16 protein-coding genes are annotated in these 15,926 nt (G+C 43.4%); 12 read left to right on the forward strand and 4 right to left on the reverse strand.

What is annotated here, in order from left to right; genetic code table 11:
* Window positions 1-41 precede the first annotated feature (41 nt).
* Entirely contained in the window at window positions 42-644 is a 603-nt protein-coding gene (locus CDH51_RS10885) for a DNA-3-methyladenine glycosylase I (protein WP_100628598.1), read from the forward strand.
* On the opposite strand, the gene CDH51_RS10890 is transcribed toward CDH51_RS10885, so the two are convergent.
* The 3 genes from CDH51_RS10890 to CDH51_RS10900 form a co-directional block, all read right to left on the reverse strand.
* Complete coding sequence (locus CDH51_RS10890; protein WP_100628599.1) at window positions 621-2,153, reverse strand: sodium:proton antiporter; 1,533 nt, start codon at window positions 2,151-2,153, stop codon at window positions 621-623. The two genes, CDH51_RS10885 and CDH51_RS10890, sit on opposite strands and share 24 nt — an antisense overlap.
* Window positions 2,154-2,339: 186 nt before the next feature.
* The gene (locus CDH51_RS10895; RefSeq protein ID WP_100628600.1) at window positions 2,340-3,566 is read right to left on the reverse strand and encodes a Glu/Leu/Phe/Val dehydrogenase dimerization domain-containing protein; all 1,227 of its coding nucleotides are present in this window, start codon (window positions 3,564-3,566) and stop codon (window positions 2,340-2,342) included.
* 98 nt (window positions 3,567-3,664) lie between these two features.
* Window positions 3,665-4,735 (reverse strand): anhydro-N-acetylmuramic acid kinase, encoded by a 1,071-nt coding sequence (locus CDH51_RS10900; RefSeq protein ID WP_100628601.1) that lies wholly within the window; start codon window positions 4,733-4,735, stop codon window positions 3,665-3,667.
* A 200-nt stretch (window positions 4,736-4,935) separates the two neighbouring features.
* On the opposite strand from CDH51_RS10900, the gene CDH51_RS10905 reads away from it, so the two are divergent.
* From CDH51_RS10905 to CDH51_RS10955, 11 genes are all read left to right on the forward strand, one after another.
* On the forward strand, window positions 4,936-5,658 hold the full coding sequence (locus tag CDH51_RS10905; RefSeq protein ID WP_100628602.1) for a type III pantothenate kinase: 723 nt from the start codon (window positions 4,936-4,938) through the stop codon (window positions 5,656-5,658).
* Window positions 5,642-6,925 carry a hypothetical protein gene (locus CDH51_RS10910; protein ID WP_100628603.1) on the forward strand — a complete coding sequence of 428 codons (1,284 nt, stop codon included), beginning with the start codon at window positions 5,642-5,644 and terminating at the stop codon, window positions 6,923-6,925. The genes CDH51_RS10905 and CDH51_RS10910 overlap by 17 nt, the downstream gene beginning before the upstream one ends.
* Before the next feature lie 40 nt (window positions 6,926-6,965).
* Window positions 6,966-8,270, forward strand: coding sequence for a tetratricopeptide repeat protein (locus CDH51_RS10915; RefSeq protein WP_100629419.1), 1,305 nt, complete (start codon window positions 6,966-6,968; stop codon window positions 8,268-8,270).
* Between the two features lie 86 nt (window positions 8,271-8,356).
* Window positions 8,357-8,899: an LPS export ABC transporter periplasmic protein LptC gene (gene lptC, locus CDH51_RS10920; RefSeq protein ID WP_100628604.1), complete on the forward strand. Its 543-nt coding sequence runs from the start codon at window positions 8,357-8,359 to the stop codon at window positions 8,897-8,899.
* Complete coding sequence (locus CDH51_RS10925; protein WP_026946257.1) at window positions 8,896-9,105, forward strand: hypothetical protein; 210 nt, start codon at window positions 8,896-8,898, stop codon at window positions 9,103-9,105. Before lptC ends, CDH51_RS10925 begins: the two co-directional genes overlap by 4 nt.
* Window positions 9,106-9,111: 6 nt before the next feature.
* Window positions 9,112-10,392, forward strand: a complete 1,281-nt coding sequence (locus CDH51_RS10930) for a hemolysin family protein (protein WP_026946256.1) — start codon at window positions 9,112-9,114, stop codon at window positions 10,390-10,392.
* A gap of 85 nt (window positions 10,393-10,477) precedes the next feature.
* Window positions 10,478-12,586, forward strand: coding sequence for a peptidylprolyl isomerase (locus CDH51_RS10935; protein ID WP_100628605.1), 2,109 nt, complete (start codon window positions 10,478-10,480; stop codon window positions 12,584-12,586).
* Between the two features lie 18 nt (window positions 12,587-12,604).
* Window positions 12,605-12,922 (forward strand): DUF493 domain-containing protein, encoded by a 318-nt coding sequence (locus CDH51_RS10940; RefSeq protein WP_232724796.1) that lies wholly within the window; start codon window positions 12,605-12,607, stop codon window positions 12,920-12,922.
* Between the two features lie 174 nt (window positions 12,923-13,096).
* Entirely contained in the window at window positions 13,097-13,360 is a 264-nt protein-coding gene (locus tag CDH51_RS10945) for a 4a-hydroxytetrahydrobiopterin dehydratase (protein ID WP_262494519.1), read from the forward strand.
* A complete protein-coding gene (gene rsmI / locus CDH51_RS10950; RefSeq protein ID WP_100628606.1) occupies window positions 13,357-14,106 on the forward strand; it encodes a 16S rRNA (cytidine(1402)-2'-O)-methyltransferase in 750 nt (249 codons plus the stop codon). The genes CDH51_RS10945 and rsmI overlap by 4 nt, the downstream gene beginning before the upstream one ends.
* Window positions 14,107-14,136: 30 nt before the next feature.
* Entirely contained in the window at window positions 14,137-14,940 is an 804-nt protein-coding gene (locus CDH51_RS10955) for an inositol monophosphatase family protein (RefSeq protein WP_100628607.1), read from the forward strand.
* Here the strand turns inward: CDH51_RS10955 and CDH51_RS10960 are convergent.
* On the reverse strand, window positions 14,932-15,840 hold the full coding sequence (locus CDH51_RS10960) for an AEC family transporter (protein WP_100628608.1): 909 nt from the start codon (window positions 15,838-15,840) through the stop codon (window positions 14,932-14,934). The genes CDH51_RS10955 and CDH51_RS10960 overlap by 9 nt on opposite strands.
* Between the last annotated feature and the right edge of the window lie 86 nt (window positions 15,841-15,926).

A 15,926-nucleotide genomic window follows, 5' to 3' on the forward strand; every position in this document is an offset into this window, starting at 1 on the left:
CAAATCCCAAAGCTTTCCTACTTTTATTCAAAACAAAGGAAATGGAAGAGCAAAAAAATAGAACCCGATGTCCTTGGTGCTTGGGCTTTCCACAATACATAGAATATCATGATAAGGAATGGGGCGTCCCTGTCTATGACGATAAAACCCATTTTGAGTTTTTGATTTTGGAATCTGCACAAGCGGGATTGAGCTGGGCTACCATTTTGAAAAAGCGAGAAGGCTATCGCAAAGCTTTTGCTGATTTCGATTATCAAATAGTTGCCGAATTTCCAGATAGCTATGTGGAAGAATTGCTGCAGGATCCGGGAATCATCCGGAATAAACTTAAGATCAAAGCGGCCATCAACAATGCCCAGCGCTTTATGGAAATACAAAAGGAGTTTGGTTCTTTTAGCGAATATATCTGGTCTTTCGTAGGAGGAAAACCCATCCAAAATCAACTGAAAAGCATGAGAGAAGCTCCGGCTACCTCGCCCAAATCAGACCGTCTAGCCAAAGACCTTAAGAAAAGAGGCTTTAAATTTTTAGGATCTACGACCATCTATGCCCACATGCAAGCGACAGGCTTGGTGAATGATCATTTGGTGGACTGTTTTCGATATAAGGAAGTTTTGGAATTAAACGAAAGCGAAGAAAATTAACCAAACGATAAAGAGAAGCGGAAGCAAAATCGGTAAGGAGAAGCGGATAATATAGCCAAAGAAGGATGGCATTTTGATTCCGCTCTGCTCAGCGATTGATTTTACCATAAAGTTTGGACCATTACCGATATAGGTCATCGCACCAAAGAATACTGAGGCAATGGCAATAGCCATGAGTTCAAAAGCAGAATCATGATAGCCATCGGCAGCAAATTGCCTTACTTCTTCAATATTATTGATGGAGGCTCCTTTGGATGCCATCGCCGCTGCCAGGAAGTTCAGATAAGTTGGGGCATTATCCAAGAACCCGGACAAAACGCCCGTTCCCCAGTATAGGGTATTATGAGTGATCAATGCTGAACCTTCAGGAGACTTTGCGAAGTTGCCTACCAACTCCAAGGCAGGCATCATCGTACCGAAAATCCCAATAAAGATGAATGCCACTTCACGGATGGGTTCGAAGTTAAATTCATTCCCTTTGATCGCCCGCTGATCAGCAAAGCGATAGGATAGAAATGCTACGGATAGCATGATGATTTCCCGCAGGAAGGAGAATTTTTGTCCGTCATACACGATTGCCGGCACCCACTCGATCACATTAGGATCTAAGAAAACCGAACAAATTACGATGAAAAGCCATCCGAAGTTCTTCACTCCGATCAAGGTAAACTTATTGGTGTAGGTAGTTTCTTCCAGTTCACTATCATCTCCGGCACGTCCCAGTTTGCGATCGATAAAATAGAATGCTACAGCAAGCACAGCCAAAGCGAAAATCCAGGCAGGCCAGTTATGCTCGAGGGTCCAGAAGAATGGAATTCCTTTCAAGAAACCCAAGAAAAGTGGTGGGTCACCGATCGGAGTCAAAGAACCACCGACATTGCTGACCATGAAAATAAAGAAGATGATGTGGTAAGCTTGAATATTTCCTTTATTCAATCGGATGAAAGGTCTTATCAAAAGCATGGATGCTCCGGTAGTACCAATCAAATTGGAAATTAAAGCACCGATTAATAGCAAACTGACATTTGCCAGCGGGGTAGCTTTCTTGTCAATTTCTATCAGAATCCCTCCTGAGGCAATGTAAAGTGATGCCAATAAGGCTATAAATTGCACATACTCAGCCAAGGCATGGACAGGACCATGGACATTCTGAAGGATGAATAGGTAATAGGAAACGACCAACAAGGCTAAGGCCACAGCAATCTTTGGATAGTTGTGATGCCAAAAATGCTCATAAAAAAGAGGGCCAGTGGCAATCATTAGCAGCAAGGCAACAAAAGGAATCACCAACCAACCTGGAGGTGCATGATGTGCTTCCTCTCCATGGTCTCCTCCATGATCTTCAGCACTTTGTCCATGCTCAGTATTCGAGGATTCCGTAGACTGATGATCTTGGTCAGCAAGGATTTCTAAGGAAACCGCTTCCTTCGCAAAACTTTTCTGTACTGAGAAAGCCTGAAAAAATAATATTCCGAAAAGTAGGGTAACTACTGGTATAAAATTCCTCATTTTTCTGATAATAGGTGTGCTGCGTTTTATCTGGGGGTAATTTAAGCAAAATTTTAATTGCCCAAATGTGGCTGAGTAGCTTTGCTAAGCTACTGATTTTGCCGGAAATCGCCCAACTCATAAATGGGAAAGCCCAGCAGAATTAATCAAAAATTAATGCTTTCTGGGCTTTCTTAAAGAATAGTTTTACACGAGTTGAGCCAAAGCTATTTTAAAGGAGCTTTCTGCCAGTTTGGTTTTTGTTGGGTTTTCTGCGAAAGTATTCTTCAAAGCTGTTTCGATCGTCTGACTGACATCGGCAAAGATTGCCTCATCCGTAACTTCGACCTCCTGACTCATTAGATAAGCAAATACCCTCGCCATTCCACAATTGGCTATGAAATCAGGAATCACCGAAACCTGCTGATCAGTCCAAGTTCCTATCGGCCCAAAGAAAATCTCAGGGTCTGCAAATGGAACATTGGCTCCACAAGAGATTACTTCCAAGCCCGCTTTGATCATTCGATCGGATTGTTCTTTGGTAATTAATCTCGATGCCGCTGCCGGGATGAAGATTTCACTTTCGAGATCCCAGATTTTTTCATCAATCTCTTCAAATGGTATTAAATCATCTGAAACAAGCGTATTTCCAATTCGATTGAGGAATAGTTCTCTGACCTCATCCAAAGAATAGCCTTCTGTATTGATCAGACCTCCATTCTTATCGATGATTCCTACAATCTTAACACCCTCGACCGCTAGAAAGCATGCAGCCGCAGAGCCTACATTACCCCATCCTTGGATGACTGCTCGCTTTCCTTTTAGGTTACCTCCCCATATTTGGTAGTAATGCCGAACAGCTTCTGCTACCCCAAAACCCGTGATCATATCTGCCACGGTGTACTTTTTTGCACCATTTGGAGTGTATTTAGGGTCTTCCAAGACTTTGGAGACTCCTTGTCTAAGTTGACCGATTTTCCGGATTTTTTCCGGTTCGGTGGCATGAAAATGCCCGTTGACGATTCCTTCTTGAGGATGCCAGATGCCATAGGATTCTGTGATAGGAATGACTTCATGGATTTCGTCCACATTCATATCTCCTCCTGTCCCGTAGTAATTCTTTAAAAGGGGAGTTACGGCCTTGTACCAGCGCTTCAGAACATCCTCCTTGCGTGGGTCTTTTGGATCGAAATTAATACCCGACTTGGCCCCGCCAATCGCCGGACCCGATACCGTAAATTTTACCTCCATGGTTTTAGCCAAGGATTCTACCTCGCGCTTGTCCAGACCTTTTCGCATACGGGTACCGCCGCCAGCCGCTCCTCCACGGAGTGAATTAATCACGACCCAGCCTTCTGCCTCGGATTCGGAATCTGACCATTCAAAAATGATTTCAGGTTTCTTATTTTCAAACCTTTTGAGTAATTCTTGCATCGTTTATTGGGTTTATATCTGCTCTGCAAAAATAGAAAATATTCGAGCCTGACCCAGAAAAAATACATAAGGGGAATCTTTGGCTCCCACGGACTTATCTAGCCATAAATTGTCCCGGAACAGGAATCCCTTGATGCTCCTGTCACATCCGAAAGGACATTGTCGATCCCTAAAATTCTTAAGTAGCCTAAAAAGGCGAAAACAAGCGCCTCCTTGAATTCAATTAATTGATTGGATGCCGCTACCTGTTCCCAGTTTGAATCCAATTTTGAATCCAGCCTTTTTATGAAATATTCATGATAGGCACCGCCGCCGGTAATCAGCACTTTGGGTTTTGGGCTAGAAGCGTTTTTTCGAATGACTGAAGCAATTTGAATGGCATAATGCTCAACCAGTGTAGCGAGAATATCCTTTGGAGAAAGCGCTACTTGGTCGATCAAGGGAAAAAAGTCTCGATCCATGTCTTCTCTTCCAAGTGACTTGGCTCCTGTTTTTTGATAAAAAGAAACTTGATTTAAGCGATTCAATAGCTCATGATCCACCTTTCCTTGAGCGGCCCAGGCACCCTTATCATCGTAAGGTGCGCCAAGTTGCTCGGCGAGGGGATTTAGCAGTAGATTGAAAGGACAGGTGTCAAAGGCCAGTCTCTTTCCAGCATGCTCCATGGAAATATTAGCTATCCCTCCCAAATTGAGGCAAAAGTCCATTTCTGAAAAAAGCATTCGATCACCCACAGGAACCAAGGGTGCGCCCTGACCCCCCAATTGCACATCCAGCATCCGGAAGTCATTTACTACTTTCAATCCGCTGTATTGATGCAGGGACCAACCATTGCCGATTTGAAGGGATAGGCCCTTATCGGGTTGATGAAAGACGGTATGCCCATGGGAGCAAATGGCTAAAGGCTGTAACCCTTTACTCTGACAAAAATCCCGCACCTGCAATCCCATCCAAGCCCCAAAATCCACATCCAACATGGCCAAATGCTCACCTGAAAGCTGATGAGATTTGCTCAACAAACTCGCCAAATCCTCTGGAAAGGGTACCGTCTCCGCATGAAGAATTTCAAAACTCCAATTCCCCTCCTTTTTAAATCGACAATAAGCTATGTCTAGCCCATCACCGGAAGTCCCGGACATCAAGCCAATTAAATCTGCAGCGTACTCCATGGGGTTAATGTTTGTTAAGTGAAAGGAGGAATAAAGATAATTTTAGATTTGAGAAAATGCCCTCTTTTTTGAATTGGCTAATTTGCGAAGCTTATTCCAAATGAAATCGACACGATTAAAATTATCATTTCTATGTGTGTATAATGATGATTTTAATAGTCGAAGATTCCATCTGACCGATAAAAGTCAAAAATAACCAGATGAAAAATCTCATCATCGACATTGGTAATTCCCGAATTAAGTCCGCTCTCTTTTCAGGTGAGGATTTACAATGGGAAAAAAGCTTTCAGGAATTAGCTGAAGCAAAGCAATTTTGGGGATCCCAGTCCTTTGACCATTGCCTGATTTCCTCAGTCAGGTGGAGCAAAGAAGAATTGGAATCGGAATTGGATTTCCCATTCATTTTCCTGACCCATGCTACCCCCATACCAATCAAAAACGGTTATGAAACGCCTCAAACGCTGGGATTGGATCGAATAGCCGCAGCAGTAGGGGCATGGAAGCTATCCGGAGAGAAGCCTTGTCTTAGCGTGGACTTGGGCAGTTGCATGACCTTTGAGCTCGTGGACGAACACAATGTCTACCAAGGAGGAGCTATCAGTCCCGGCCTGCAAATGCGGGCAAAAGCCATGCATGAATTTACCGCTAGGCTCCCTTTGGTTCAGGTAAATGAGAAAATCACTAATCCTTTGGGAAAAAAGACTGTCGATGGAATGAGATCAGGAATTTGGTATGGTATGGCCTATGAGATTGATGGACAAATCAGACATTACCTCCGAGAATATCCCGATTTACAGGTATTTATTTGTGGAGGGGATGCCCAAATTTTTGATTCATTGGCAAAAGCACACATATTTGTAGTCCCAAATTTGGTCCTGCGCGGATTGAATTGCATTCTAAACCACCATGTTGAGCAAAATTAAATGGCAGTTGTTGGGTGTTTGCTGCACCCTTTTATTATTTACTGAGGTAAAGGCACAGTCGAGTGCATCGACTTACTCGGCCCTAGGAATCGGTGAATTCAATTATTCAGGACTCACTCACAATCAAGGAAACGGTGGACTTGGAATAAGCTTCGGTACAGGCTGGAATCCCAACTATGTCAACCCGGCCCTTCAGACCCGAAATACGATTTTCAACTTTCAGGCGGCACTGAATTACAAGCGAATCAATGCTAATAATGGCTCTGAGACAGCAGATGTAGATGGAGGAGGACTTTCTTACATCGCCATGTCGCTTCCATTCAAGCCTACTAAGTTTACCATGGGCATGGGTCTCAATCAACTCACCTCGGTAAACTATGACCTGGAGATTACTAGTCAGGTGGCAGGCACAGATCTCAGCAGCTTCAATACTATTACCGGAGATGGTGGAATCTCGGAAGCTTACCTAAGTGGTGGCTTTTTGGTTGCTAAAAACCTGAGCCTTGGATTCCATGCGTCCTACTTTTTTGGATCTACGATCCGAACCAATCAGCTGTCTATTTTCGACACCTTAGGAACCCAAGTAGGGAACACTTCCGAATTTTATGAAAGATTAACAATTAGTGATGTGGGCTTCAAATTTGGGGCACACTACTTTTTCCCTGTAAGTGAAAATGGAAATCTTCACCTGGGTGCCATTTATCAGAGAATAGGCGATCTCCGTGGAAAAGCTTTTGCCAAACTAGCAGCATTTGGCCAAGCTAGCGACCCCGAAACGCCGGGGGACCTGCTTGCAGACGATTTGAGGGGAAGTATTTCAATACCAAATCGTTACGGATTTGGAGTGAGTTATGAGCGAGCCAATAAATTCATAGTAGGGCTAGAGGGTCAGTATCAAGACTTTGCAGATTTCAGAAGCTTTCTAGGTGATCCGCTGCAACTTCAGCAGGCGATCAAAGTAGGACTGGGATTTGAATATGTTCCCGATTATCTGTCTGTAGACAACCTTGCTAAGCGTTCTACTTACCGGGCAGGATTCGAATTTCAGCAGACTCCTTATGTACTGAACAACACGCAAATAAATGACATTGGCATTAACTTTGGAACTTCATTTCGTGTTAATCAACTGTCCGTAGTGAACTTGGCCATGAAGATTGGTCAAAGAGGAACAGTGGACTCAGGTCTTGTCCGAGAAACCTACGTAAACTTCTCCCTAGGATTCTCTTTGAATGATAACACCTGGTTCTACAAGCGGGTATTTGAATAAGAAAAAAACTATTAAACCGAATAAAAACCAAATAGAAACCATGAAAATTAAATCAACCTTACTGGGGCTTTCAGCCTTACTCCTGGCAGGCATGGTGCAGGCCCAGGACGGATGGAACTGGCCAGCTGATTCTGCAGAAGAAGCCAAGGCTAGAGAATTAAACGCAGCCTACACCGATTACATGAAAGCCGAGCAATTTATAGAGGCGACCGGACCACTCAATTGGCTATTGGTGAATGTACCTGAGCTCAATGAGTCTATCTATATCAACGGTGTGACTATCTATAAAGGTGCTGCTGATGCGACTGCTGATGAGGCACAAAAACGCGTGTACCAAGATTCTGTAATGGCTATCTACGACAAGCGTGAGCAAATCTATGACAATGCACCTAAGTGGATTGAGAATAAAGCCTATTTCGGTTATGGCTTTTACAAAGGCACAAAAGAAAAGCTAGGAGATGTTGTAGCCGACTTTGAGCGTGCTATGGAATTGAATGGAGAACTGTCTTTGGTCGATCTATACTCTGCTTATTTCGATGCAGTCTATCGTCACAATGCCTACAACAAAGCTTACGAGCCAGAAGAGGTATTAGCAATCTATGATAAGATTCAGGTAGATCTTGATAAGATGGCTGCTGAAGGAAAAGATGTTTCTCGTCCAAAAAGCACTACAGAAACAATTCTTGTGGCCATGAAGCTGATTGATTGTGACTTTATCGAAAATACAATGGGTCCTAAGCTAGCTGCTGATCCTACCAATGAGGCACTTGCAAATCAGATCTTCAAGTACTCCGTTCAGTATAAGTGTTTCTCTTCAGATGCTTTCTTGACAGCTTTGGAATTGATTGATTCCAAGAATCCAACTTACTCTACTTCTCAAGTGAGAGCAATGCGATACATGCAGGCTCAAGATTATGAAAAAGCACTTCCTGTAGTGGAAAAAGCTTTGGAGCTGGCAGAAAATGACACACAACGTGGTGAGATGCAGATGGAATTGGCTAAAATCTATGGAAACATGGGAAGAAAGTCTGACGCTAGAAATGCTGCCAAAACTGCCGCTTCTCTAAACGAAGAATTGGTAAAGGATGCTTACACCTTGGTTGCGCAACTGTACATGAACTCGTTCAACGATTGTAGAGGTGGTCAGTCACGTGCTAAAGATTACTCTATCTACATCGCAGCTTACAATGCCTATCAGCGAGCAGGAGACTCTCAAGGTATGGCTAGTGCTCGATCTAGATTCCCTTCCAAGGAAGAGCTCTTCACAGAAGGTCTTCAGGCAGGATCCACCATCAATACAGGATGCTGGATTGGAGAGACCGTCACCTTGGCAACAAGAGACTAATCCAACACAAAACATATTTGAAAGGCAGTCCTTGGGCTGCCTTTTTTTATTGAACCCCATCAAAAAATGTCTCGTATCTTTGCGTGATGAAGCAGTTGTTCGCAGCAATTCTACTATTCTTTAGCATTTCCATCATTTCCTGCCGGGAGGATGTGGATGCATCCGCGCTACAAGTGTATGATGGCCCGATCAATGTCGCCACGAATATTCATATCATAGAATCTGACTCTGCGCTACTGCGATCCGAAATTCGGGCTCCCAAGCAAATGGAATTCTTGGAAGGAGACATGGAATTCCCGGAAGGAATCGAAATACAGTTTTTTGAAAAAGACGGGACACCAAGCACGAAAATTCGGGCAGACAAGGCCTTCTTTGATAAAAAAGAAAATCTTTACCGTGGACAGGGAAATGTCCAAGTAGACAATGAAATTGAAGATCAGCATCTTCAGGCTGAAGAGCTTTTTTGGGATCCGAATAAAAAAATCATTTACACAGAGACCTTTGTGACCGTTCGAGACAAGCAAACGCTATTCAACGGTACAGGTATGGTCGCTGATGAGAGTTTTACCAATTACACCCTGAAGAATGTCCGTGATAGTCGGACCGTACTTCCCGGAGAAAATTTATGAAGTTAGCAGATGTCCTAATCCTTTCCCTCGCTTTGGCTCTGATTATCATTGGAGTACATCAGACCATGACAGTAGGAATCGGTTTTTCATACACGATTTTTATGTTTGCTGTGGCCTTGCTATTTTGGTTTCAGTATCGAAAAACCAAACGTGCTGAAGAACAACAAAATGAGCCCCCTCAGGGAAAAAAGAAAAATAAGCGATAAGCATTCATGGAAACCAGCTATTTGATTTACGTCATCATCACCCTACTTTTTTCGGCTTTCTTTTCGGGGATAGAAATCGCTTACATCTCAGCCAACAAACTTCAGATCGAGCTTCAGAGTAAGCAGGGCGCCTTTGCAGGTAAAGTGCTGAGTGGTTTTGTTCAGCAGCCAGGTCAGTTTATTGGGACCACTTTGATGGGAAATACCATTTCACTTGTCCTTTATGGTATTTTCATGGCTTTTCTTCTGGAGCCTCCTTTGGCGGCATGGCTACCGGAAGGCTTCAATCAGCAGGCAGTCATTTTGATTTTGCAAACAGTGATTTCTACCATCATTGTTTTGGTGACAGCTGAGTTCTTGCCAAAAAGCCTTTTCATGCTCAATCCAAACAGCATGCTAAACGTTTTTGCGTTGCCTTTTTTGATCATTTATTACCTGATGTATCCGGTAGTTTGGGCAGTAGTGGGACTTTCCCGATTTTTTATCACAAAAATCCTAAGGCTCGAATACAGCGAGGACAAGCCGGTTTTTACCGTTACGGACCTTAATAGCTTTATCCAAAACCACTTGCAGCAGGACAAATCTGAAGGTAACCCCGAAATCGACACCAAGATTTTTGACAATGCGGTGGAGTTTAAAACCATCCGAGTCCGGGAGTGTATGATCCCACGCACAGACATCGTAGCAGTGGAAGTAGAAGACGACATTGAAGAACTCAAAGAAGTCTTTGCAGAAAGTGGACACTCGAAAATCATCGTGTATCGGGAAACTATCGACGATGTAATCGGCTACTGTCATCAACTAGAGCTTTTCAAAAAGCCCAAAACAATCGAGGAAATCCTGACGCCAATTATCATCGTACCAGAATCTGCACTAGCCAATGAGCTGCTGATCCAATTTATCCAAGAGCGAAAAAGTCTCGCTTTGGTAGTAGATGAGTTTGGCGGTACGAGTGGGATCGTCTCGATGGAAGATATTATTGAAGAGATTTTTGGAGAGATAGAAGATGAGTATGACAGCGATGATCTGATCGAGCAGAAAATTTCCGAGCACGAATTTCTCCTGAGCGCGCGACATGAAATTGATTATCTAAATGATAAATATGGATGGGAATTGCCTCTTGGAGACTATGAGACCCTATCCGGCTTGATTCTTTCCTACACAGAAAACCTTCCTAAAAAAGGTGAATCCATCATCATCGGGCCCTACACATTCTCTGTTGTATCTAAGCAAGAGCACCGAATCGATTCACTTCGCCTGAAAATCAACCATTCAGCAATTTTATAGATAAGGCTTTGATTCAGAATATATTTTGAAAATCGTTCGCAATGCCGTTATTTTGCGTCTCTTCTAAAAAAGTGTACTAAAACTAATGGCATTAATTAAAGAAATAAGACAGCGGACAGGTCTCGCTATCGGCGTAATCGCAGGCGGGTTGATTCTATTCCTTTTGGGCGGGGATTTACTAAGCCCAAACTCCAGCCTTCTCGGAAACAATAATCCTGTGGTCGGTGAGATCGCCGGCGAAGATGTCACCTACCAAGAGTATGTGGATAAGGTGGAGGAATTTCGAGTAGCTTATCAGCAACGGACAGGAAGAGCCCCTTCTGAGGTAGAAATGTTCTCTGTGCGTGAGCAAGCTTGGCAATCCATGATTGTAGACAAGGTTTTCAAAGAAGAATATGAAAAACTTGGTCTTACCATTTCTCCAGAAGAATTGGTCGATATGGTACAAGGAAAAAACATCGTCCCTGAGCTTCGTCAGCAATTGGTCAATCCACAGACTGGTCAATTTGACAAAACACAGCTAATCAGCTTTCTTCAGTCTCTAGAAACAGCAGATCCTGCTCAGCAAGCTTTCTGGGCACAGCAAGAGCAACTTTTCGCAGACTCTCGTCTTCGTATCAAATACGATAATCTTCTTGGGACTTCAGAATATGCAACTTCAGCAGAAGGCAAAATGGAATACAAAGCAGCAAATACCATTGCTGAGACTTCCATTCTTTTTGTCCCTTACTATGCTGTCCCTGATTCAGCGGTAAGCGTAAGCGAAGCTGAAATGCAAACTTACCTCCGTGAGAACAAGGAGAAGTTTCAGACTGGAAATACAGCCAATATCGAATATGTGAATTTCTCCATCCTTCCAAGTGCTGCTGATTCAGCGGAGGTAATTGAAGAAATCACTCAGTTGACTGAGGAACTTCGCAACAGTGATCAGGATTCTGTTTTTGTAAATAGAAACTCAGATATCCGTCCGGCATTCTACACTTTCCGTCCGGGAGATGAGTTTCCTCAGGATTTCACCAGAAATACAGATGAGTTTGTAGAAGGTGTGACTTATGGTCCTTTTGTAACAGCTAATTCTACTTACATCAGCTTCAAGGTGACCAAGAAGTACGAAGGCACTCCAAGAATGAGAGCTTCTCACATCCTTTTCAGTACAGAAGGAATGGATGATGTGGCCAAAGCTGGTATCAAATCACAAGCGGAAGAAGTTCTTCAGGACTTGAAAGAAGGTGGTGATTTTGCGGCAGCAGCAAGAACATATGGTCAGGATGGTACGGCTCAGCAGGGCGGAGACCTAGGATGGTTTGCCAAAGAGGAGTTTGTGGAAGAATTTGCTAACGCAACCTATGCTAGAAGATCTACCGGCTTATTGCCAAATCTAGTTGAGACAGAATATGGTTTCCACATCATCGAGGTGACTGAATTGCCACAATCTGAATACACATCTATCGCAGTGCTTCAAAAGGAATTGATCGCCTCAGATGCTACCCGCAATGAAGCTTTCAGAAATGCAGATGCCTTTGCAGCAGAGTCTGGAAATAGAAATGAATTTTCTGAAAACGCAATTGATCAGAACTACCGAGTACTTCAGGCAAATAATGTAGATGCTGGTGCAAGAAACCTAAACAACCTACAGAATGCACGCGAGATCATCCGATGGGCTTTCGCAGAAGCTTCAGAAGGTGAAGTATCTCCTGTCTTCGAACTAGACAATGCCTACATCGTAGCTTCCCTAGTAAGCAAGAAAGAGGAAGGCGACGCAGAACTTGCTGATGTGAGAGATCAAGTAGAAGGTCAGGTAAGAAATGACAAAAAAGCAGCTTTGATCAAAGAAGCACTTGCAGGAAAGTCTACTTTAGAAGAAATGAAGGCTGTCTATGGAGATGATGCTTCATTGAATGAAATTCCTGATCTGAAGCTTAGCTCTTCCGTGATTCCGGGAATTGGCTTTGCTCCAAAGGCAGTAGGAGCGATCTTCGGGCTTTCCGAAGGACAGCTTACCCAGCCAATCCAAGAGGATATCGGAGTCTTGGTAGGAAAGCTTAATGCCCTTACCCCGGCTGCCGAAATCGCTGACTACACAGCATATCAATCACAGCTAGCACAAAGCGGAGCACAACGAGTCAGCTATCAAGTGATGATGGCTCTCGAAGAGCTCGCCGATGTGAAAGACTATCGATATAAATTCTTCTAAGAATCAAAACGGGAACCCATGTCGATCGACATGGGTTTCTTTTTGAGTAAAGGTTTAGAAAGGAATACAATGCAAAAGCCATTTAACAAGACCAACTTCAAAGAGAAACTAGAAGCGCATGGGGATTTTCCTATGTTGTATATGTTTAAATTCATCGTGCCCAATGGGCAGGAATCAGAAGTAGCTGCTATTTTTCCAAAAAATGAACTAACAATCAAGCCTAGTTCAGGAGGAAAATACATCAGTACCACCATTCAGATGATGGTTCAAAGCGCTGATGAAGTCATCAGCTACTATGAAAAAGCCTCGAATATAGAGGGAGTAATTTCACTTTAATCCGGATTATGCATTAGAATCTGTAGTAGCCTGTCCCGATGAATATCGGGAAGAGTTCAAACTGCAATAAAATCAAACATTTAGCGAATGAGGCATAGCACCGCTACGGTGATTGAGCTAAATGCAGCAACGCGGTTGATTTTGAAGTGGTTTGGGCTCGTAATAAGAAATCTAATGTATATTTCGGATTTAACCCAAAATCAGATGTGGAAAGAAGAAAATAACCGACTCAAGCGAACATTCAAATTCAATGATTTTCAAGAGGCATTTGCCTTCATGACCCGAGTGGCATTTTTGGCGGAAGCACAACAGCACCATCCCAACTGGAGCAATGTGTACAATACCGTAGAAATCGAGCTGACTACGCATGATGAAGGAAATACGATCACAGAGAAAGATCGAAAATTGGCTAAGGCAATTGATGCTATCCTAGGATGAACGAGTCGAAGACGGTCAGTCTTTATTTAGTACCTACACCTATTGGCAACTTGAAGGATATCACCCTTCGAGCTCTTGAGATTCTCAAGTCCGTAGATGTGATTCTAGCAGAAGACACGCGTACTACCGGGCAGCTTCTCAAGCATTTGGAAATCTCCAACAATCTTCAGTCCTACCACATATTCAACGAGCATAAGGCAGTCGAAAAATTGGTGGAACGGATGAAGAAAGGGGAAATCTTTGCCTTAGTTTCCGATGCAGGTACTCCGGGGATTTCTGATCCGGGCTTTCTATTGGCCCGGGAGGTCATAGCAGCAGGCCTAGAGCTACAAAGCTTACCGGGTGCGACCGCCTTTGTACCTGCCTTGGTCAATTCAGGACTACCCAATGACCGCTTTGTATTTGAAGGATTTCTTCCTCATAAAAAAGGCCGGAAAACCCGAATTGATGCCTTGATGGAAGAAAATCGCACCATGATTTTTTATGAGTCTCCCCATCGATTGATCAAAACTTTGGAGCAGCTTGCAGAAGCTTTTGGTGGGGATCGTCAAGCTTGTGTATCCCGCGAGCTGACCAAAATCCATGAGGAAAATGTCAGAGGTAGCCTCGATGAACTCATCGAATATTATCAGACAAATATCCTCAAAGGGGAAATCGTCCTGACCGTAGCAGGAAAACCCGAGCAGAAGGAAAGCCGCGAAGAAAAGCGAATGGCTAAATACGGAAAAAGTAAAAACAGCAATTAGATATTTTAAGCTTTAGAAAGCCATCAGAGTATGAAAGATTCGGAATTAAAGAGACTCTTGGAACAAACCCAAGAGGTGGCCAAGTCAGTCGGTGCATTTATTCGCAAAGAGCGGCAGCATTTTGATGTCAAAAATGTAGAGCACAAAGGCTTCAATGATTTGGTATCCTATGTCGATAAAGAGGCGGAGCGACAAATCGTGGATCACTTGTCGACAATTTTCCCAGAAGCTGGATTTATTACCGAAGAAGGTACCAACACCACGCGTTCGGAAGTTTTCAATTGGGTGATCGACCCTTTGGATGGCACCACGAATTTCATCCACGGTATTCCGGTATTTTCTGTCAGTATTGCTTTGATGGAGCGGGATGAAGTGATTTTGGGAGTAGTTTATGAGATTAATCTACACGAATGCTTCTATGCCATCAAAGGAGGAGGAGCATTCTGCAATGAAACACCGATTCAGGTGAGTTCGGCTCCAAATTTGGCTGCTTCCCTGATTGCTACAGGCTTTCCCTATTACAACTTTGAGCAAATCGATAAGTACCTGGCTGCACTTAAATCATTGATGCAATCCACCCATGGGCTTCGAAGGTTTGGCTCTGCAGCTGTTGACTTAGCTTATGTCGCATCGGGAAGATTGGAGGGCTTTTTTGAATATAACCTGAATTCCTACGATGTAGCAGCGGGAGCTTTGATCGTCCAGGAAGCTGGAGGAAAAGTGACGGATTTTCTAGGAGGTGGAGATTATATCTTTGGTCGGCAGATAGTTGCGACCAATTCTAAAATTCACGATGAGTTTTTGATTGAATTGAATCGAATCTGGTCAGCCTAAAAACCAATACCAAATCCCAAGGGTAAAAACGGAGATTACCATTCCCAAGCCGGAAAGTAAAGCAGCCAATCTAGGTGCCAGATTATAATTAATGGCAACAATGGAGCCGGTAATCATGGGTGCCATGGCTGATTCCAATACAGTGACCTTGAATGTCATTTCCTGCGGGTCTAGAAAATTCCGATAAATCAGAAAGACAATCACAGGAGCCAAAATCAGTCGATAACTCAATCCTAACCAGAAATAGGGGGATTTCAGGTCTCCTTTAACTATCCGAAATCGGAGACCAATTGCCAACAAAGCAATCGGAGCCATGGTCTTTCCAATCCAGGTCAAAATCGGAATAAGAGCTTCCGGAGTTTTCCATCCCAGCAAACTCATCACAAGTGTACCGATCAAAAAGCCAAAGGGAGGAAATTTGATAATTTTCAAGGGAATAGCACTTAGGTTTCCCTTTTGATGGCTATAAAGTGAGGCGATGACAATAGCCATAGAGGAAACTAGCAAGAAGGATCCACCTTGATCCATTAGCAAAGCCACCGGCAAGCCTGCTTTTCCATACAAGGCCTCAATCACCGGGAATCCCAAAAATGAAGTATTTGCCAAACCAGCAACAATGGCAAGGCAAGCGGTGACTTCCGGCGTCCAACCCAATACTTTTCCCAGTGTACCAAATAGCGCCCAGGAGAGAAAAAAGGTCAACCAAGCTGCCGAAATAGGAATTAGCAAATCCCAACCCGGATCAATTTGCGGAATGTAAAGCAAGGCTAGGGCAGGAAGTACTAGGTTAAATAGATAGCTATTGACCCAAAAAATCGCCCGCTCAACTGGAAAACCCGGCTTTCGCTGGAGATATAAACCTAAAAAGAGACAAGCTAAAGCGATGAAAGGGGCGATCATTAAGGCAATTTATAAATCTCAACTTTTATTAACATAAAAATAATTTGGCATCATTGTAGTAGCTTGATAATCAGACTAGTTTTGTA

This window comes from Algoriphagus formosus (assembly GCF_002807035.1).
GTDB classification, from domain to species: domain Bacteria; phylum Bacteroidota; class Bacteroidia; order Cytophagales; family Cyclobacteriaceae; genus Algoriphagus; species Algoriphagus formosus.